At 69.5% G+C, this 17,618-nt stretch carries 20 protein-coding genes; 10 read left to right on the forward strand and 10 right to left on the reverse strand.

Going from position 1 to position 17,618, the window contains the following annotated elements:
- Positions 1–7: 7 nt before the first annotated feature.
- From ACK5NO_RS01490 to ACK5NO_RS01505, 4 genes are read right to left on the reverse strand one after another with little or no spacing between them, the layout of a single operon-like run.
- Positions 8–733: an HAD family hydrolase gene (locus tag ACK5NO_RS01490; RefSeq protein WP_416810896.1), complete on the reverse strand. Its 726-nt coding sequence runs from the start codon at positions 731–733 to the stop codon at positions 8–10.
- Positions 718–1,287 carry a GNAT family N-acetyltransferase gene (locus tag ACK5NO_RS01495; protein ID WP_416810897.1) on the reverse strand — a complete coding sequence of 190 codons (570 nt, stop codon included), beginning with the start codon at positions 1,285–1,287 and terminating at the stop codon, positions 718–720. Before ACK5NO_RS01495 ends, ACK5NO_RS01490 begins: the two co-directional genes overlap by 16 nt.
- A gap of 7 nt (positions 1,288–1,294) precedes the next feature.
- Positions 1,295–2,791, reverse strand: coding sequence for a glutamate--tRNA ligase (gltX, locus tag ACK5NO_RS01500; protein WP_416810898.1), 1,497 nt, complete (start codon positions 2,789–2,791; stop codon positions 1,295–1,297).
- Positions 2,788–3,573, reverse strand: a complete 786-nt coding sequence (locus tag ACK5NO_RS01505; protein ID WP_416810899.1) for a fumarylacetoacetate hydrolase family protein — start codon at positions 3,571–3,573, stop codon at positions 2,788–2,790. The genes gltX and ACK5NO_RS01505 overlap by 4 nt, the downstream gene beginning before the upstream one ends.
- A gap of 121 nt (positions 3,574–3,694) precedes the next feature.
- Between ACK5NO_RS01505 and ACK5NO_RS01510 the strand changes: the two genes are divergently transcribed.
- The 4 genes from ACK5NO_RS01510 to ACK5NO_RS01525 are packed head-to-tail and all read left to right on the forward strand — an operon-like array spanning position 3,695 to position 7,202.
- Positions 3,695–4,180, forward strand: coding sequence for a ClbS/DfsB family four-helix bundle protein (locus ACK5NO_RS01510; protein ID WP_416810900.1), 486 nt, complete (start codon positions 3,695–3,697; stop codon positions 4,178–4,180).
- Entirely contained in the window at positions 4,177–5,259 is a 1,083-nt protein-coding gene (locus tag ACK5NO_RS01515) for a heparan-alpha-glucosaminide N-acetyltransferase domain-containing protein (RefSeq protein ID WP_416810901.1), read from the forward strand. The genes ACK5NO_RS01510 and ACK5NO_RS01515 overlap by 4 nt, the downstream gene beginning before the upstream one ends.
- 46 nt (positions 5,260–5,305) lie before the next feature.
- Positions 5,306–6,298 (forward strand): hypothetical protein, encoded by a 993-nt coding sequence (locus ACK5NO_RS01520; protein WP_416810902.1) that lies wholly within the window; start codon positions 5,306–5,308, stop codon positions 6,296–6,298.
- 4 nt (positions 6,299–6,302) lie between these two features.
- Positions 6,303–7,202 carry a 3-methyladenine DNA glycosylase gene (locus tag ACK5NO_RS01525; protein ID WP_416810903.1) on the forward strand — a complete coding sequence of 300 codons (900 nt, stop codon included), beginning with the start codon at positions 6,303–6,305 and terminating at the stop codon, positions 7,200–7,202.
- 141 nt (positions 7,203–7,343) lie between these two features.
- Here ACK5NO_RS01525 and ACK5NO_RS01530 read toward each other — a convergent pair whose 3' ends face one another.
- The 5 genes from ACK5NO_RS01530 to rnhA form a co-directional block, all read right to left on the reverse strand.
- Positions 7,344–7,991, reverse strand: a complete 648-nt coding sequence (locus tag ACK5NO_RS01530) for a CueP family metal-binding protein (protein ID WP_416810904.1) — start codon at positions 7,989–7,991, stop codon at positions 7,344–7,346.
- A gap of 153 nt (positions 7,992–8,144) precedes the next feature.
- Positions 8,145–8,588, reverse strand: coding sequence for a hypothetical protein (locus ACK5NO_RS01535; protein ID WP_416810905.1), 444 nt, complete (start codon positions 8,586–8,588; stop codon positions 8,145–8,147).
- A 71-nt stretch (positions 8,589–8,659) separates the two neighbouring features.
- Positions 8,660–9,565, reverse strand: a complete 906-nt coding sequence (locus tag ACK5NO_RS01540) for an EamA family transporter (protein WP_416810906.1) — start codon at positions 9,563–9,565, stop codon at positions 8,660–8,662.
- Positions 9,566–9,587: 22 nt separating this feature from the next.
- Positions 9,588–10,238, reverse strand: coding sequence for an IMPACT family protein (locus ACK5NO_RS01545; RefSeq protein WP_416810907.1), 651 nt, complete (start codon positions 10,236–10,238; stop codon positions 9,588–9,590).
- Positions 10,239–10,379: 141 nt separating this feature from the next.
- On the reverse strand, positions 10,380–10,799 hold the full coding sequence (gene rnhA / locus ACK5NO_RS01550) for a ribonuclease HI (protein ID WP_416810965.1): 420 nt from the start codon (positions 10,797–10,799) through the stop codon (positions 10,380–10,382).
- Positions 10,800–10,857: 58 nt separating this feature from the next.
- On the opposite strand from rnhA, the gene ybaK reads away from it, so the two are divergent.
- From ybaK to ACK5NO_RS01580, 6 genes are all read left to right on the forward strand, one after another.
- Positions 10,858–11,352, forward strand: a complete 495-nt coding sequence (ybaK, locus tag ACK5NO_RS01555) for a Cys-tRNA(Pro) deacylase (RefSeq protein ID WP_416810908.1) — start codon at positions 10,858–10,860, stop codon at positions 11,350–11,352.
- On the forward strand, positions 11,349–12,080 hold the full coding sequence (locus tag ACK5NO_RS01560) for a YggS family pyridoxal phosphate-dependent enzyme (RefSeq protein WP_416810909.1): 732 nt from the start codon (positions 11,349–11,351) through the stop codon (positions 12,078–12,080). Before ybaK ends, ACK5NO_RS01560 begins: the two co-directional genes overlap by 4 nt.
- A 171-nt stretch (positions 12,081–12,251) precedes the next feature.
- Positions 12,252–14,948 carry a DEAD/DEAH box helicase gene (locus ACK5NO_RS01565; RefSeq protein ID WP_416810910.1) on the forward strand — a complete coding sequence of 899 codons (2,697 nt, stop codon included), beginning with the start codon at positions 12,252–12,254 and terminating at the stop codon, positions 14,946–14,948.
- A 143-nt stretch (positions 14,949–15,091) separates the two neighbouring features.
- Complete coding sequence (locus ACK5NO_RS01570) at positions 15,092–15,283, forward strand: helix-turn-helix transcriptional regulator (protein WP_416810911.1); 192 nt, start codon at positions 15,092–15,094, stop codon at positions 15,281–15,283.
- Positions 15,273–15,692, forward strand: a complete 420-nt coding sequence (locus tag ACK5NO_RS01575) for a hypothetical protein (RefSeq protein ID WP_416810912.1) — start codon at positions 15,273–15,275, stop codon at positions 15,690–15,692. The genes ACK5NO_RS01570 and ACK5NO_RS01575 overlap by 11 nt, the downstream gene beginning before the upstream one ends.
- Positions 15,693–15,815: 123 nt before the next feature.
- The gene (locus ACK5NO_RS01580) at positions 15,816–16,526 is read left to right on the forward strand and encodes a VIT1/CCC1 transporter family protein (RefSeq protein WP_416810913.1); all 711 of its coding nucleotides are present in this window, start codon (positions 15,816–15,818) and stop codon (positions 16,524–16,526) included.
- A 31-nt stretch (positions 16,527–16,557) separates the two neighbouring features.
- Here the strand turns inward: ACK5NO_RS01580 and ACK5NO_RS01585 are convergent, their stop codons facing one another.
- The gene (locus ACK5NO_RS01585) at positions 16,558–17,607 is read right to left on the reverse strand and encodes a lipoate--protein ligase family protein (RefSeq protein WP_416810914.1); all 1,050 of its coding nucleotides are present in this window, start codon (positions 17,605–17,607) and stop codon (positions 16,558–16,560) included.
- Between the last annotated feature and the right edge of the window lie 11 nt (positions 17,608–17,618).

The raw sequence follows: 17,618 nt of genomic DNA on the forward strand, positions 1-17,618 counted from the left end.
CCAGCGCCTACCGCGACAACGCGCTCAACAACTCGCTGAGACTCTCGACGCGGGCCGTGCGCGCGGGCAGCCCCGCGCCATCGTGACCGGCACGCCGGGTGCCCGGGCGGTCAAGCCACACGCCCAGCAGCCCCGCACGCGCCGCTCCCCCGGCATCGATGTCAGGCTCGTCCCCCACGTAGGCGACCTCGTCGGGCGAGAGGTTCAGCCGAGCGCAGCCTTCAAGAAACACGCGGGGGTCGGGCTTGCCGACTCCGAAGGTGTCCACGCCCACGAACATCTCGACGCGCTGAAGTCCGCACGCGGCGAGTTTGATCTCCTGATAAGCCGTGTCCGCGTTCGACACCGCTCCGTAGACCACGCCAGCGCCATCGAGCGCGTCGAGCAGCGCCACCGCATCGTCAAAGGCGCGCCAGCCCTCGCGGAAGTGGCGCTCAAAGCCGGCGTCCCAGATGTCGTAGGCCGCGTCGTCGAGCGCCTCTCCCCCAAAGGCCGCGTGAAGTTCATTGGCGCGGCGCATGCGCTGCTCGCGGTGGCTCATCTCGCCGCGGGTGTGCGCGCGGTACCAGCCCGAGCGATCCTCACGCCAGTGCGCCAGTACCAGTTCGGGGTCGGCGCCAGCGTCAAGGTACTCGTCCGCAACCCTCAGCAGCGCATGCCGGAACGCGCCCCGCGTATCCACGAGGGTGTCGTCGACATCGAGCAGCACTCCCCTGATCATCGGCTCGCCCACTGCTCGCGCGTGATGGCCATGTCGATCCACTCCTCGCCGTCCTCTTCCTGACGCGAGGTCTCCACGAACCCCGCCTTCTCGTAGGCGCGCACCGCTCGTGGGTTGCGCGCGAGCACGTCGAGCACCACTGTCGTGAGGCCGATGCGCTCGAAGGCGTGCGCAAGCATGAGCGCCGTGGCCTCGGTGCCCAGCCCGCGCCCGTACCACCCCGGCCCGCGCAGCGCGATGCGGAAGTTGGCCTCACACGGCCGGCCGTCAGCATCGGGCACCATCTCGTTCAGCACCACCTCGCCCGCCCAGTCGCCCGTGGCGTTCTCGACGATCGCCAGGTCGAGCCGGTCCGGCACCGATGCTCTCGAGCCCACCCATTCGTCGACGCCCGCACGAGTGAACTCGGCAGTGGTGGCGGTGAGCTCGCGCCCCTCGGCATCGCCGAGCATCTCCCACACCGCCTCGGCATCCTCGGCGCGGTAGGGCCGGAGCGTCACCACGGTGCCCACGAGTGTGGGCTTGGACCACAGGCCCAAGCCCACACCCGCATCGGCCCTGCTCATGCGGTACCTACAGCGAGGCGCGCAGGCGACGCAGTCGAGCGACCGCGTGCTCGCGGCCCAGGATCTCCATCGACTCGAACAGCGGCGGCGAAATCAGCCGACCGGTGATGGCCACTCGCAGCGGTCCATAGGCGAAGCGCGGCTTGATCCCCATCTGCTCCACGAGCACGCTCTGGAGCGCCTCCTGCTGAGCCTCCGGGCCAAAGTCCTCCAGGCCCTCAAGCACCGTGACCGCCGCGTCGAGAACCTCGGCAGCGTTGTCGGGCAGCTTGGCGATGGCGGCCTCGTCGTAGGGCAACTCGTCGTCGCCCGTGAAGAGGAACCCGAGCATCCCTGGAGCCTCACCGAGCAGCTGCATGCGCGTCTGCACCAGCGGAGCGGCCTCGGCGAGGATCTGCTCCTCGTTGGGAGTGAGCTCGCGGGTGTCCGCGCTCGACAGGTGCCCGCTGGCGTGAAGGTAAGGAACCATGCGGTTCACGAACTCGCCCACCGGCAGCATGCGCAGGTGGTCGCCGTTGATGGATTCGGCCTTCTTGAGGTCAAAGCGCGCGGGGTTGGGGTTCACGTCGCGAATGTCGAACGCCGCGACCATCTCCTCGGGCGTGAAGACGTCCCGGTCGGGCCCGATGGACCAGCCCAGCAACGCGAGATAGTTGAGCAGTCCCTCGCGAACGAAACCGCGGTCGCGGTGCAGGAACAGGTTCGACTCGGGGGCACGCTTGGACAGCTTCTTGTTGCCCTCGCCCGTGACCATCGGCATGTGACCGAACTCGGGCACCAGGCGCGCGAGACCCAACTCGACCATGTAGCGGTACAGCGCGATCTGACGCGGCGTCGAGGACAGCAGGTCCTCGCCACGCAGCACGTGAGTGATGTCCATGAGCGCGTCGTCGACCGGGTTCACGAGCGTGTACAGCGGCACGCCGTTGCCTCGCACGATGACGTAGTCGGGCACCGAGCCGGCCTTGAAGGTGATCTCGCCACGGATGAGGTCGGTGAACGTGATGTCCTCGTCGGGCATGCGCACGCGGATCACCGGCACGCGGCCCTCCGCACGGAAGGCGTCCTTCTGCTCGTCGCTCAGGTCGCGGTCAAAGCCGTCGTAGCCGAGCTTGGGGTCGCGGCCAGCGGCCTTGTGACGCGCCTCGATCTCCTCGGGGCTCGAGAAGGACTCGTAGGCGTAGCCGGCCTCGAGCAGGCGACGCGCGACATCCAGGTGCAGGTCGTGGCGCTCCGACTGACGGTACGGCGCGTACGGGCCGCCCACGCCGGGACCCTCGTCGAAGTCGATGCCGAGCCACTGCAGCGCGTCGAGCAGCTGGAGGTAGGACTCCTCGGAGTCGCGCTCGGCGTCCGTGTCCTCGATGCGGAAGATCAGCTTGCCGCCCGTGTGACGGGCGTAGGCCCAGTTGAACAACGCGGTGCGGATCAGCCCCACGTGGGGGGTTCCCGTGGGCGACGGGCAGAACCGCACCCTCACCTCAGTGGTCGTCGTATCCGTCATCGGCGGATCACCGGATTGCGCAGCACTCCCAGCCCTTCGATCTCAATTTCCACGATGTCTGCGTGGTTCAGTGTGGTCACGCCGGACGGCGTGCCTGTGAGGATGATGTCTCCCGGCAGCAGGGTCGTGACCTCGGAGGCCATCGCCACGGCCTCGGTGACGTCCCTGATCATGTCGCGGGTGTTGCCGCTTTGGACCTCGTTGCCGTTGATACGCGAGGAGATCTGCGCATCGTCGACGGCCAGGTCGGTCTCGATCCATGGACCCAGCGGCAGCGACGTGTCGAACGCCTTGGCGCGGAACCACTGGTCCTCGGCACGCTGCAGGTCGCGAGCGGTCACGTCGTTGGCGCAGGTGTAGCCGTAGATGTACTGCTCGGCGTTCTCGGGCGCGACGTCCTTGCACAGGCGTCCGATCACCACGGCGAGCTCGGCCTCGAGCTGCACGTCCTCGGAGTACGAGGGCAGCACGATCGGGTCGTCGGGGCCGATCACGGCGGTGTTGGGCTTGAGGAACAGGATCGGAACCTCGGACGCGGGGCCGCGGTGCGGGATCTCCTTGGCGTGAGCCTCGTAGTTCTTGCCCAGGCAGATCACCTTGGAACGCGGAATGACCGGTGCCAGCAGGCGAACGTCGTCCGTCAGCGGGACGCGCTCGCCGGTCACCTCCCCCGGCGTATACATGGGATCGCCGGTGAGAACCACCAGCTCCTCGTGGCCTGGATCGCCGTCGACGACCGCGTACCGCGGCTCGTCACCAGTCGTGAATCTCGCGATGCGCATGGGCTTCAGCCTAGTCGCTGGCGCACCGGTCAGCCGTCCGATGAGTGCCGCGCCGGGCCCCGCTTGGCCCACGAATGGCGCCACCATGTACGCGCCACGGCATCGGCCGTACGATGCGAACATGACGCCTTCCAGCGCCAATGCGCTCATCGCCGACGCCGACGCTCAACTCGCCGCGCTGCTGCACCACACCGATGCACTGCCCGATCACGCGGTCACCGCCGAGTTCCGCGGCGACCGGGTCGCGGACGTGCTGTCACACCTGCACGGCTGGCACGTGCTGTTCCTGGGCTGGGTCGACGCGGATGCCGCGGGCGACTCGCCAGCCTTCCCCTCCCCCGACTACGGGTGGGACCGCCTCGAAGACCTCAACGTCTCGCTGCTCACCCAGCATGCGCATCGGCCGTATGGAGAGGTGCGCGACCTCCTCGTGCGCAGCCACTCGCAGATGATCGAGGCGATCAGGGAGCTCAGCGACGAGCGGCTCTTTGACGCCGATGCGCGGGCATGGCTGGGCGGCGAATCGCTCGGCATGGTCGCCCACGAGTGCCTGGGCAACCACTACCGCTGGGGGCAGACCGTCCTGGCAGAGTGCGCCGCGCCGTGACCGACTTCGCCGTCGCGCAGCGCGTGGCGCGCATTGACGGACTCGATGTGGCGCGCGCCGTCGCGATCCTGGGGATGGTCGGAGCGCATATCGGCGACGAGGGCACACGCTCTGACGCGGACGGCTGGGGCTGGCTGGCAATCTCGCACGGCCTCCCCTCGTCGCTGTTCGCGGTGCTCGCGGGAGTGTCGATGACCCTCATGCTGACCAGCCGTGGCACGGTCGCGCTGCGCGACGTCACGCGCGACCACGCACGCGCCACGCGAGTGAAGATCGCCGTGCGCGGCGCGCTGTTGATCCCGCTGGGCCTGGTGCTGACCTCGCTCGAGACTTATGTGGCGGTCATCCTCACCTCGCTGGGCGTGATGTTCCTCATGGCCGCGCCGCTGATCCGGGTCCGCTCGAGCGTGCTGCTGTCGGTGGCTGGCGTGCTGGTCATCGCCGGCGGCTGGGCGGCGCGCGAACTGGGCGAGTTCGCCATGTCAGCCGGGGATCTGTACGCCACACCCATCCTCGACACCCTGTGGTCCTACTGCTACCCGGCTCCCGTGTGGATGGCCTACATCCTGGTAGGCATCGTGATCGGGCGGCTGCCACTGAGGGCCGATGCGACGGCTGGCTGGCTCACGGTCGCAGGCTTGGCGACGGCGTGCGTCGTGCGGGGCGGCGCGTGGCTCGCGACCGGCGGGCAACACGAGTACGACCTGTGGTTGTCATGGGCGCCGCACGGTTACACCCCCGTCGAGATGACGCAGAACATTGGCGTTGCTGCGTTCGTCATCGGCGTGTGCCTGTGGGTCACGCGACGTGCGCGCACCGCGCTATGGCCTCTGCGTACGGCGGGGTCGATGGCGCTCACGCTGTACACGCTGCACCTGATCGTGATCGCGGTGGTCGGCAACGAGATCATCACGGAACCCTCGAACGTGGCTTACGTGGCGCTGTCCGTCTCACTCGTCGCGTTCGCGTGTGTGTGGCGCCACTTCCTCGGCCAAGGGCCCCTCGAGCGCGTGCTGACAGTGGCGTCGAACGCGGCGGCACAGCGCGCGGTTCCCTCCGCTCAGGCCGCGCGGGCCTGACGGTGAACCCCGCGCGACTCGCGCGTCGCGGACTTACGCTCAAGGGATGGTCCCCCAGCGCGACGATGTGCTCGAGTGGCTCCTGGCTGGCGACCCGGCGATTCGCTGGCAGACGCTCAGCGATCTCGAACACGCCCCGGACGATCACGTCGCAGCACATCGCGAGCGCGTAGCGCACGAGGGCTGGGGCGCTCGGCTGATCGCCCACCAGCTTCCTGACGGCAGCTGGGACGGTGGCGCGTGCTTTCCCAGCGAGTTCTCCGCTGAGTTGTACGAGAACGAAGGTCAGCCGTGGACGGCCACCTATCCCACGCTGACGCTGTTGTGCGCGATGGGAGCCGACGCGGCGGATCCGGTGGTCGCTGCAGCGGCGGATCGCGTCGAGGCCTCCGTGGTCTGGGAGCACGCCGGACAGCCGTTCTTCGATGGCGAGGTGGAGCCGTGCATCAACGGGCGCACCGTGGCGCTGTGCGCATGGCTGGGCCGCGACGCCTCCCCCATCGTCGAGCGGCTGCTGGCCGAGCGACTGCCCGACGGTGGCTGGAACTGCGAGGCGCCCCACGCATCGGCCGTGTCGAGCTTTGACACCACCATCAACGCGCTCGAGGGTCTCGCCGCATACGCGGCGGCCGGTGGCCGCGTGCCCGTCGACGCCGCGTTGCGCGGGGGCGAGGAGTACCTGCTCGAGCGTGGGATGTTCAGGCGCCTGGCCACGGGCGAGCCAGCGGCCGCGCGGTTCTTGGACCTGGCCTTTCCCCCGCAGTGGCACTACGACATCCTGCGCGGACTCGACCACCTGCGCTGCGCGGGCCGCGCGCCTGACCCACGTGCCGCCGACGCCATCGAGATTCTGCGGTCCAAGTGCGGGCCGGACGGACGCTGGTGCCTGGAGCGCGTGCACAGGGGTCGCATGCACTTCCCGCTCGAGGCAGTCGGCGAGGGCTCGCGGTGGATCACCCTGCGCGCCATGCGTGTCCTCGACTGGTGGGACAGCGCGCAGTCCGCGGCCGCAGCGCAGCCAGAACCCGCGCGACAATAGGGGCGTGCCCGCCTCGACCACCTCGCCAGCGCCCGCTCCCGGCGCGCCCGCAGGGACGGTGCTGTCCGTCGCGGACTGGAGCGCCCAGGCCCAGGCGCACGAGGCCCGCGCCGATGACCTGACCGCAGGCCGACGCGAGCGAGTCTCCCGCGGCGAACGCCACGCGATCGAGGACTTCCTGTTCGACTACTACGCGCTCAAGCCGCGCCACCTGCGCATATGGCACCCCGGCGTGGGCATCGCGCTCGAGGCGGACGACGCCTGGGGCGACAGGCGCTGGTACGGCACTCGCAACGGCGTGACCGCCCTCGACCGCGAGGCGTACCTCACCGCACGCCTCACCGCGGTGCGCTACGTGCGTGCCCTGGTGACCGCCACGATGGGACGGCGGCCGGTGTTTGGCTGCTTTGGCATGCACGAATGGGCCATGGTCTACCGGGCGGCCGACGACTTGCGCCACCCGCTCCCGCTACGTCTGGGTCAGGACGGCACGGACGCCGCCGTCGAGGCCAACCCCCTGGTGTGCACGCACTTTGACGCCTTCCGCTTCTTCACGCCGCCGGCCGCGCCGCGCAACACGCATGGCCTGACCCGCGAGAACCAGGTGGACATGGAGCAGCCCGGCTGCCTTCACGCCACCATGGACCTGTTCAAGTGGACCCTCAAGCTTGGACCCGCCGCGCCCGGCGACCTGCTGCTGGATGCGTTCACGCTGGCGCGGGACGTGCGGTACGTCGATATGCAGGCTTCCCCCTACGACGTGTCGAGCTACGGGCTTGCTGCCATCGCTGTCGAGACGCCCGAAGGCAAGGCCGAATACGCCAAGCGCCAGCGAGAATTCGCCGCGCGCGCCACGCCCTTGCGCGAGCGCCTGCTAGCGGTGTGCGAAGCGCTGCTCGACTAGCCCCCTCCCCCCTCACCGGTTCGCGTAGACCTCGCCCACTTTCCGCGATCCGGTGCGCGCTACGCGTAGACCAGGGCCAGCGCGACGCCACCCGTACGGGTGGCGACCCCCCTCGGGGAGCCGCCACCCGCATCGGCCGGGCTACGCCAACTGCATGGTGGTGACGCACGTGGCGTCATCCGGGTTGGAGGTGTCGAGCGTCGTGGTCGCGGAGCGGCCCTCGGACTCGAAGGTGACCTCGACCTGGCGGTCACGCGGCAACCACAGGCCCAGGAACCCGTTGGCGAACGTGGTGATCTCCTCGTCGATGAGGACCTTGCCGGTCTCGGCATCGGTGACGAGCACGTCGATCGGGACATTCTGCATCTCACCCGTGCAGGTGGTCAGCGAGTGGAAGTAGCACTCGTGAGTGCTGTCGACGTAGGGCGCGAGCGAGACATAGAACGCGTCTTGCGGCATGGGCATCGCGGCCTCAGCACCGGAGGCGTCGGAGACCAACAGTTCGTCGGGACGAATCGACACGCGCAGGTCCGCGGGCCGCTCCTCGAGCGGTTGGGCGTCAAGCGTGTCGACCAGTTCCTTGGCGCTGAGGTCGGCGAAGCCGAAGGGCTCGAGAATCTCCTGGGCGGCCGTCGAGGTGGGCTCGGGCGTGGCGATCTCGGTGGGCGTCGGAGCGGGTTCCGTGGCCTCTGGGGTGCCCGAGCAGGCGGCAAGCCCCACGGTGAGCAGCGCGGTGGTCGACACGACGGCGACGGCGCGGCGGGCGGTACGGGTGGTGAAAGTCAACATGTCATTCCTTGGGTTCTGTACGAGTGTGTGCACGGCGGGCATGGCAAGCCCGGCCGATGCGGGTGCAAGCGCGCGCGAACGCGCGGCGCCACTGGCGGCGCCAGGAGGCGTGGGCTGCTCAGCGCAGAGGCGAGCGTTCCACGCCGGTGCCGCTCACGTCCGACAGATACACAAGGTGGTGAGGCTCGGAGCGGTCAACGCACGACGCAGGCGCGCGACCGGTTCAGCGAGGCGGGCCATCGGTTGCGTCTGCAGGCGCATGGCGTCCAGGCGTAGCCCGACCATCGCGACCACCGTGACGACGATCATGAGGCACGCCGCTGCTGCCTCGCTGTGGTCCGCGCACGTGGCGCAGTCTGCTGCCCCTGCTGGCGTCGCAGCGAAGGCGCCGCTCACTGCCGCTGCTGGCGCGTGTGCGCTGGTCGCGACCACCGCATCGGCGTGATGGGAGGCGGGCTGGGCGGAGGCGGTGGTGGCGCTCAGGTGGGAGGCGCCGGCACACGCGAAGATTGCGGTCACGAGCAGTGCCACGAGCACGCCCCAACGCACCGCGGACCCCTGGCGAGGGCGGCGTAGCAGGCGCGTCGTCGTGCTCATCGTTGGTCAGTCTAGGCGGGTTACGCGGGGGTCGGATCAGGACTCTCGGCCCTCGCGCAAGGTGGTGCGCGCTAGTCGTGCGAATCCGCTTCGGCCACGGCGTCGACGGTGGCCTCCTCGGTCGCAGGCACGGCGCGGCGGCCCGCTGACACCACCGCGCCCATGCCCGCAGCGGTCACGAGGACGATGCCGGCGCCCACCGCCCAGGTGAGGTACTGGTCGAGCAACACGAGTCCGGCGAGCGCGGCGATCGCGGGCGCGAGCGCCAGCAGGATTGCGAAGGTCTCCGCCTTCATGCGGCGCAGCGCGGTGAGCTCGATGGCGTACGGGATCGCCGAGGACAGCACGGCGACGGCGAGACCCAGCGCAAGGGCACGCGGCGACAACAGCGCGGCCCCCACAACGACTCCCGCGAGGGGGACCACGACGACCGAACCCACGGCCATCGCGAGAGCGAGGCCCACCACGCCCGGCATCGTGGCTCCCGCGGCGCGCGCCGTGAGGATGTAGGCGGCCCACATCACGGCCGCGCCGGCGGCGAACAGCACTCCCCACGGGTCGAGGTCATGCGCTCCCCCGCCAAGCAAGACCACTCCGGTAGCCGCGAGGCCCGCCCACAGCGCGCCGCGCCAACTTCGACTCGCGATGACCGACAGCGCGAGCGGGCCCAGCACCTCGATGGTGACCGTGATGCCGAGCGAGATGCGCGCGAGGGCGAGGTAGAAGAACAGGTTCATACCCGCGAGTGAGGCGGAAAAGGCGAACACGGCGGGCCACGCGATGCGCGCGCCCCTGCGGAGACTGACGAGCGCGAAAGGCATGAGCACCAGCGCCGAGAACGCCAGGCGCATGGCCACCACGCCCCACGCACCCACGTCGGGGATCAGGTGGACCGCGACGGCCGCGCCAGCTTCTTGGCACGCCAGGCCGATGACCACAAGTCCAGGCCACGCGAGCGTGCGGGTATCGAGCGGCATGGGCACATTCTCGCGTACGGGCTCAGCGCGGACGATCGACGATGCTCGTGTCGCCCACGCGCGCCTCGATCGCGCCTGCGGTGATCGCAGCCACCTCCGCTCGTGCCGCCTCGACCTGTTCGGGAGCGACACGCATCCCCAGCAGAGCCGTCGCCGCGTAAACGGGATCGTCGAGAACTGCCCCTTGCGCATCGGCCCAGGTGTGCAGGCTCGCGAGCACCCGCCCGGCGTCAGCGTGAGGCACCTCGAGCGTGAGTGACGTGAGCGGGACGCGATCGACCCACTGAGCCTCGTCGAGGGCGCCGGCCACCGCGTTGCCGTACGCCCGCACGAGCCCACCCGCTCCGAGCTTCACCCCACCGAACCAGCGGCTCACCACGGCGACCACGTCCGTGACGTGACGGTGGCGCAACACCTCGAGCATGGGCACGCCTGCGGTACCTGCGGGTTCGCCGTCGTCCGAAGAGCGCTGCCGCTCGCCGTGTGGGCCGATGACGAGCGCGGTGCAATGGTGACGCGCATCCCAGTCCGCCTTGCGGATGGCGGCGACCACCGCATCGGCCTCATCGAGGGTGGCCACGGGCGTGAGCCGCGTCAGAAACACCGAGCGCTTGATCTCGAGCCGGTGCTCGACCGCGCTCGCGATCGTCGACGGTAGGCCGGGCTCACTCACGCCAGCAGGCTACAAGAGCGCGCTGCCGGGTATCAGGGACGCAGGTCGGGCGTGAATCGCGTCGAGACGGGTATCAACCAGGCAGGGGTGGGGCGAGGGCCACAGGGGGGGTGGGGGGCCGAGGTGGGCGGCTGCGCCGGGTTAGCGGACGGAGTCGACGCCCTTGTTCGCTAACTGGTCCGCACGCTCGTTGCCGGGGTCGCCCGCGTGGCCCTTGACCCACACCCATTCGACCTGGTGGCGAGCGACCTGCTCGTCGAGAGCCATCCACAGTTCTTGGTTCTTGACGGGCTTCTTGTCGGCCGTCTTCCAGCCGTTGCGCTTCCAGCCCTTCATCCACGACTTCACGCCGTTCATGACGTACTGGGAGTCCACGTGCAGCGTGACCTCGCACGACCGGTTGAGCGCCTTGAGACCCTCGATGACGGCCGTGAGTTCCATGCGGTTGTTGGTGGTGTCGCGCTCGCCGCCGAACAACTCGCGCTCACGCCCACCGGCCTTCATCCACGCACCCCAGCCGCCTAGTCCGGGGTTGCCCTTGCAGGCGCCGTCGGTCCACATGTCCACGCGGGTCTTCTGGGGCTCAGTCACGCCGCCACGATAGGGCACACTGGGGCCCATGCCGCGCAAGGAATCCGCCTCGACCCCCGCGATCGCCGCGCTCGTGGCCGCTGGCGTGGACCACGGCGTGCACCCCTACGAGCACGATCCCGCCTCTGAGTTGTCGTACGGCTTGGAGGCCGCTGCGGCGCTCGGCGTGGCACCGCAAGCGGTGTTCAAGACGCTGTGCTTTGTGGCGGACTCGACCCTCACCATGGGCATCGTTCCAGTGTCGGGCTCGCTCGACCTCAAGGCCGCCGCTCACGCCGTGGGCGCCAAGCGCGCCGTCATGGCGAGCCCCGCGGACGCCGAGCGCGCCACCGGGTACGTCGTCGGAGGCATCTCGCCGCTCGGCGGTCGCAAGCGCCTGCCCGCAGTGGTGGATTCGTCGGCGCTGGACCTGCCCCGCGTGTACGTCTCTGGCGGCAAGCGCGGCCTCGACATCTCGCTGTCCCCTCACGACCTGGTGCGCCTGACCGGCGCCGTCACCGCCCCCATCGGGAAGGACTCATGACCCCGCTCGCCGCTGCCCCCGCAGACCACGACTACGCCGCCGCACTGGCCGAGGCCAAGGCGCGCGTCCATGTGGCCGAGGCAATGGTCGGCCGCGCCGGTTCCGGGGTCCAGGTGCTGGTGGCGACCAAGGCCTGGGACGCTGACGCCGCTGCCGCCGTGGTGCGCTCAGGCGGCACGCTCGTGGGCGAGTCGCGCATGCAAGAACTCGCCATCAAGGGTGACGCGCTGCGGGCCGCCGGCGCGCGCGTGCACGTGATCGGGCAACTCCAGCGCAACAAGGCCGCGACGGCAGTCGAGTACGCCACCTGTGTCCAGACCGTCGATTCGCTCGCACTCGCCGAGCGTCTGTCCCGCCTGTGCCTCGAAGCCGAGCGCGACCTCGACGTCATGATCCAGGTCAACGTCTCCGGCGAGGACAGCAAGGCGGGCGTTGACCCGGCGCAGGCGCTCGACCTCGCGGCCGCCGTCACTGCGCTGCCTGCACTGACCGTCACCGGGTTCATGACGATCGGGCTGAACTCCCCCGTCGAGGAGGACGTGCGTGCTGGCTACCGCCGCCTGCGCGAGATCCGTGATCAGGCGCTGATCCTGTCCGAGCGCGGCTCACTGCCGCTGCGCGAGGCCTGGCACCTGTCGATGGGCATGTCGGGCGACCTCGAGTGGGCCATCGCGGAGGGCGCGACCATCGTGCGCCTAGGTTCGGCCGTGATGGGCCCCCGCCCGTAACCCCCAGCACCGGCTCCTTCCGCTCGCCCCACCCCAGCCCCCTCCCCAACGAGGCAACTCACGCTCACGGATCCCGCGTTTTCCCGGCCACGAGGCACGTGACGCTCACTCAGCCAAGGCCACCATGCGCATCGGCCCTGACCAGAGGCCGAGCACGGGACAATGGTGGGGATGACCACGCCACCTGCCCCCTTGCTCGCCCGCCTGCCTGACACGGTGCCGGGCACCTCACCCGACCCCGACGCGCTCTACGAGGCCTTCGCGGAATGGGCGCAGGACCAGGGACTGAGCCTGTATCCACACCAGGACGAGGCGCTCATGGAGATCGTCTCCGGTTCGCACGTGATCCTCGCCACGCCCACAGGGTCGGGCAAGTCGCTGGTCGCCGCGGGCGCGCACTTTGCCGCCCTCGCGGCGCACCAGGCGGGCACGGGCGGGCGCACCTTCTACACGGCTCCGCTCAAGGCGCTGGTCAGCGAGAAGTTCTTCGCGCTCATCGAGATTTTCGGCACCGCGAACGTGGGCATGATGACGGGTGATTCTGCGGTCAATGCCGACGCCCCGATCATCTGCTGCACCGCGGAGATCCTGGCCAACCTGGCGTTGCGCGACGGCGAGGCGACTGACGCGGCGCTCGTAGTCATGGACGAGTTCCACTTCTACTCGGACCCGCAGCGCGGCTGGGCGTGGCAGGTGCCGCTCCTCGAGTTGCCGCACACCCAGATGGTGCTGATGTCGGCGACCCTGGGCGATACGTCGTGGCTCGTCGAGGACCTGGAGCGCCGCTCGGATCGCGCCGTTGCCGAGGTCACGACCCTCGAACGCCCCGTGCCGCTGAGCTTCGAGTACTCGCTCGACCCGCTGCCCGAGGTGGTCGAGAAGCTGGTGCAGACCGGCCGCGCACCCGTGTACGTCGTCCACTTCACCCAGAAGGACGCCGTCGAGCGCGCGCAGGCCCTGCTCAGCATGCAGGTCGCCTCACGCTCCGAACGCGATGCCATTGCCGATGCGCTGGAAGGCACCCGCTTTGGCACGGGCTTTGGCAAGACCCTGTCGAGATTCCTGCGCGCTGGCATTGGTGTGCACCACGCGGGCATGCTGCCCAAGTATCGCCGTGTGGTCGAGCGCCTGACGCAGCAGGGCCTGCTCAAAGTCGTGTGCGGCACCGACACGCTAGGCGTGGGCATCAACGTTCCCATCCGTACCGTGCTGCTGACCTCGCTGGTGAAGTACGACGGCGAGCGCATGCGCCACCTCACGGCGCGCGAGTTCCACCAGATTGCGGGCCGCGCGGGGCGCGCGGGCTTCGACACCGAGGGCGAGGTGATCGTCATGGCTCCCGAGCATGTGATCGAGAACCGCAAGGCCCTCGCCAAGGCCGGCGACGACCCCAAGAAGCGCAAGAAGATTGTGCGCAAGTCCGCCCCGGCGGGCTCCGTGAACTGGACCGATGCGACCTTTGAGCGCCTGCGCGACGCACCTCCCGAGCCGCTCACCTCGTCGTTTGCGGTGACGCACGCGATGGTGCTCAACGTGCTCGCACGCGGCGTCGAGGACCACTTCACCGGGCGGCCCGCCCAAGACCCCGTGCTCGCGATGCGTGCTCTCTTGGAAGCCCTTCACGAGACAGAGGCCCAGCGTTCTGCGCATATGCGGCAGGCGCTGCGCATCTACCGTTCGCTCCGAGTGGCGGGCGTCGTCGAACGCGTGCGCGTGCCCGACCCCAGCCACCCCCGGGGCGAGCGCCCGTCCGTGCGGCTCACCATCGACGTGCCGCGCAACTTTGCGCTCAATCAGCCGTTGTCGCCGTTTGCGCTGGCAGCGATGGACCTGCTCAACGCCGAATCGCCAGACCATGCTCTCGACGTGGTTTCCGTGATCGAGTCCACGCTGTCTGACCCGCGCCAGATTCTGCTCGCGCAGCAGCACCAGGCGCGCGGCGAGGCGGTCGCGGCGATGAAGGCCGACGGCATCGAATACGAGGAGCGCCTCGAGCTGCTCGAGGAGGTCACGTGGCCGCGTCCGCTCGCGGACCTGCTGGAGCCCGCGTTCGTGCTGTACCGCCGCGCCAACCCGTGGATTCTTGACGCCGAACTGTCCCCCAAGTCCGTGGTGCGCGACATGCTCGACAAGGCCATGTCCTTTGGAGACCTGGTCTCCGCCTACGGGCTTGAGCGCACCGAGGGCGTGGTGCTGCGGTACCTGGCGGAGGCCTACCGAGCACTGCGCCAGACCGTCCCGGCGGAGCACCGCACCGACGAGGTGGTCGCGATCACCGACTGGTTGGGCGAACTCGTGCGCGCCACCGACTCCTCCCTGCTGGACGAGTGGGAGCGGCTCATGAACCCCGACGCGGTGGTCGCCGATGACGCGGATCCCGCCGCGCAGGGCGTCGGCGCCTTCAACGCCGCCGGCCCGGCACGCCCCATGACGGGCAACCAGCGGGTGCTGCGCCGCCTGGTGCGCAACGCCATGTTCCTTCGCGTCGAACTCGCCGCTCGCGAGGACTACGACGCGCTCGGCCGCCTCGACGGCGCGGCCGGGTGGGGCGCCGAGGCATGGAGGGACGCCCTCGACGCCCTCTTTGTCGCGCAAGGTGACCGGGCGATCGGCATCAGCGCCGATGCGCGTTCGGCTTCCCTGGTCACGTTCGTCGAGCCCGGTGGGGACCATGCAGACGGCGCCGCCGCGGCGGCGCTCGCCGCGGCCCCTGACGCTGTGCTCCCCGAGGGTGCCTGGCTGGTGCGCCAGGTGCTCGACGACCTCGACGGCGACCACGACTGGGCCATCACGGCGCGCGTAGACCTGGACGCCTCTGACGAGGCGGGCGCACCGGTGCTCGAGATCCTTCACGTCGGGCCGCAGTAACGCAGCCTTCCCGGCCGGCGCTTGCCGTCGCAGAACAGGCGCTTGCCGCTCGATGACAAGCACCCTTGACACGCGGGCTGACGTCAAGCATCCTTGTCACGTCAAGCACCCTTGACTCGTCGGGACCGCTGGAGGGAGACCACATGCGCAACGACCTTCGCGAACGTCGCGAAGCCGCCGGGCTGTCGCAGGCCGCCATGGGCGAGGCGCTCGGCGTCTCGCGCCAAACCATCAACTCGATCGAGAACGGCAAGTACGACCCGTCGCTGCCCCTCGCCTTCGCGATCGCCTCCCACTTTGCCACCACCATCGAGGAGATCTTCCATGTCGACTAGCACCAGCAAGCCTCCCGCCCCTCTCGCCGCCAAGGTCGGCGGCTTCGTGGGCGGTGCAGCCGCCGTGACCCTCATCGCCATCGTCGCCTACGCGACGGGCAACGACTCCGTGGGCAAGGGCGCCATCATCGGCGGCTCGATCACCCTGGTCGCCGCCGCCCTCCTGTGGACGCTCGGCCCCAGGTTCGGGCTCGCCTCGCGTGCCGCCAACGGCATGGCAGACGAGCGCGACGACCGCATCCTCACCCACGCCTTCGCGGACTCAGCCTTCGCCATGGGAGCGGCCGCCGTCGGCTGCATGATCGGCTCGTTCTGGGGTCTCGCTGGAGGCGCCGTCGCCGGAATTGTTCTGTGGGCCGGCCTCCTGACGTTCCTGGTGAGCACGACGGTTCGCAGCCGCACCTCGTAAGCCAGCCCGCGCATCGGCCCTCCGGAGCGAGCGCCTATTGCCAGCCTTACCAGGGCTTTCGGTGCACCGAAAGCCAGGCAAACCTTCCTAGCGCTCGCTCGCGAGCCGTCCTAACCTGGCCCCATGGCCGCACCCGATCCCCTGCACATTGACGAGGACTCCGTGACTCGCCGCCTCAACGCGCTGCGGGCGGGGGTGCTCGGCGCGAACGACGGAATCGTGTCGGTGGCCGGCCTCGTGATCGGTGTCGCCGCCGCCACCCCCGACAACCACGGAGCCATCCTCGCCGCTGGCGTCGCGGGCCTCACCGCGGGCGCCCTGTCGATGGGCGTGGGCGAGTACGTGTCCGTGTCCTCGCAGTCGGACGCCGAGAAATCGCAACTGCGACGCGAACGCCGCTGGCACCAGGTGCGACCCGACTACGAACTCGAGCAGTTGGTCGAACTCAACATGGAAACGGGCATGAGCGAAGAGACGGCCCGGCGCGCGGCCATCGAGCAGACCGCGCACGACCCCGTCGCCATCCACGCGCGCATGCACCTGGGCATCGACCCCGAGGAGATCACCAACCCTTGGCACGCGGCGTTCGCGTCGCTCGGCGCCTTCACGCTGGGCGGACTGCTGCCGCTGCTGACGATTCTGCTCGTACCGACCACGGCCCAGGTGCCCGCGACGTACACGGCGGTCATGGTCGCGCTCGCACTCACGGGCTACGCCGCTGCACGCTGGGCTCACTCGCCGCGGCGCCGCTCGGTGATTCGCAACGTGATCGGAGGCTCGGTCGCGATGGCCATCACCTACGCGATCGGTTCGCTCATTGGGGTCGCGCTGTAGCGCTGCCGGACGCGCCGTCAGGCGCAGCCCGCTACGGCACCAGCCCAATCCACTCGGGCGTCGAGAACTTGGACTCGACCAGCGCGGCGGCCTCCGCGACCTCGTCTGGCGAGACGCCAGCGGCCACCGTCGAGTACCGCGACGCGAAGTGGTTCAGGAACGCGGCAATGATATCCGCGCGGGCCATGCCGGTCTGGCTGCGCAGCGGGTCCACGCGCTTGTTCGCGCTCTTGGTGCCCTTGTCCGACATCTTCTCGCGACCAATGCGCAGGGTCTCCATCATCGCGTCTGCGTCGATGTCATAGGCCATCGTGACGTGGTGCAGCACCGCGCCCGAGGCGTACCGCTTTTGCGCTGCGCCGGCGATCTTGCCAGCGTCGGATGCGATGTCGTTCAGCGGCACGTAGCGCGCCCGGATACCGACGTCCGCCAGCGCACCCAGGACCCAGTCATCGAGGAACGCGTAGGACTGCTCGAAGCTCAAGCCCTCGACGAGCGAGGGCGGCACGGACAGCGAATAGGTAATGGTGTTACCAGGCTGGACGAACATGGCGCCGCCACCAGTCACGCGACGGGTGACCGTGATGTCGTGCTTGGCCGCACCCTCGGGGTCCACCTCGTTGCGCAGCGACTGGAACGACCCAATCACCACCGCAGACGACGCCCACTCCCAAATGCGCAGCGTGGGGCCGCGCTTGCCGTCGGCAACGGCGCGGCTGATCACGTCGTCGAGCGCCATCTGCATGTGAGGATGGCGAGGCTCGTCGTGCAGCACCTCGAACACGTGGTCGTGCCAGCCCGTTGCGTGGCCCAGCGCACGGCGCACCGCAATCGCGACCGACTCCGGCGTGAACCCCACAAAGTGGGTGTCAGGGCCAGCGGCGCGCTGGATGGCGGCGGTCAATTCAGCCACCGATGCGGTCGCCGGCAGCCCCGTCAGCGCGCCGCGAATGTCCGCGATCGCCTCCGCAGGCTCGAGGAAGAAGTCCCCCGAAATCACCACGTTCGTGAGCGCGTCATCGACCGTGTCGACGTCCACCACCACGAGCTTGCCGCCAGGAACCTTGTACTCACCGTGCATGGCCACCATTG

Origin of the sequence: Demequina sp. (assembly GCF_047975725.1) — a bacterium.
Lineage (GTDB): Bacteria > Actinomycetota > Actinomycetes > Actinomycetales > Demequinaceae > Demequina.

Excerpts from the sequence above, each read along its gene's own strand:
- ACK5NO_RS01495 (WP_416810897.1), bottom strand. The coding sequence starts at position 1,287 with ATGAGCAGGGCCGATGCGGGTGTGGGCTTGGGCCTGTGGTCCAAGCCC.
- gltX (WP_416810898.1), bottom strand. The coding sequence starts at position 2,791 with ATGACGGATACGACGACCACTGAGGTGAGGGTGCGGTTCTGCCCGTCG.
- ACK5NO_RS01505 (WP_416810899.1), bottom strand. The coding sequence starts at position 3,573 with ATGCGCATCGCGAGATTCACGACTGGTGACGAGCCGCGGTACGCGGTC.
- ACK5NO_RS01510 (WP_416810900.1), top strand. The coding sequence starts at position 3,695 with ATGACGCCTTCCAGCGCCAATGCGCTCATCGCCGACGCCGACGCTCAA.
- ACK5NO_RS01520 (WP_416810902.1), top strand. The coding sequence starts at position 5,306 with ATGGTCCCCCAGCGCGACGATGTGCTCGAGTGGCTCCTGGCTGGCGAC.
- ACK5NO_RS01530 (WP_416810904.1), bottom strand. The coding sequence starts at position 7,991 with ATGTTGACTTTCACCACCCGTACCGCCCGCCGCGCCGTCGCCGTCGTG.
- ACK5NO_RS01535 (WP_416810905.1), bottom strand. The coding sequence starts at position 8,588 with ATGAGCACGACGACGCGCCTGCTACGCCGCCCTCGCCAGGGGTCCGCG.
- ACK5NO_RS01540 (WP_416810906.1), bottom strand. The coding sequence starts at position 9,565 with ATGCCGCTCGATACCCGCACGCTCGCGTGGCCTGGACTTGTGGTCATC.
- rnhA (WP_416810965.1), bottom strand. The coding sequence starts at position 10,799 with ATGTGGACCGACGGCGCCTGCAAGGGCAACCCCGGACTAGGCGGCTGG.
- ybaK (WP_416810908.1), top strand. The coding sequence starts at position 10,858 with ATGCCGCGCAAGGAATCCGCCTCGACCCCCGCGATCGCCGCGCTCGTG.
- ACK5NO_RS01560 (WP_416810909.1), top strand. The coding sequence starts at position 11,349 with ATGACCCCGCTCGCCGCTGCCCCCGCAGACCACGACTACGCCGCCGCA.
- ACK5NO_RS01565 (WP_416810910.1), top strand. The coding sequence starts at position 12,252 with ATGACCACGCCACCTGCCCCCTTGCTCGCCCGCCTGCCTGACACGGTG.
- ACK5NO_RS01570 (WP_416810911.1), top strand. The coding sequence starts at position 15,092 with ATGCGCAACGACCTTCGCGAACGTCGCGAAGCCGCCGGGCTGTCGCAG.
- ACK5NO_RS01575 (WP_416810912.1), top strand. The coding sequence starts at position 15,273 with ATGTCGACTAGCACCAGCAAGCCTCCCGCCCCTCTCGCCGCCAAGGTC.
- ACK5NO_RS01580 (WP_416810913.1), top strand. The coding sequence starts at position 15,816 with ATGGCCGCACCCGATCCCCTGCACATTGACGAGGACTCCGTGACTCGC.
- ACK5NO_RS01585 (WP_416810914.1), bottom strand. The coding sequence starts at position 17,607 with ATGCACGGTGAGTACAAGGTTCCTGGCGGCAAGCTCGTGGTGGTGGAC.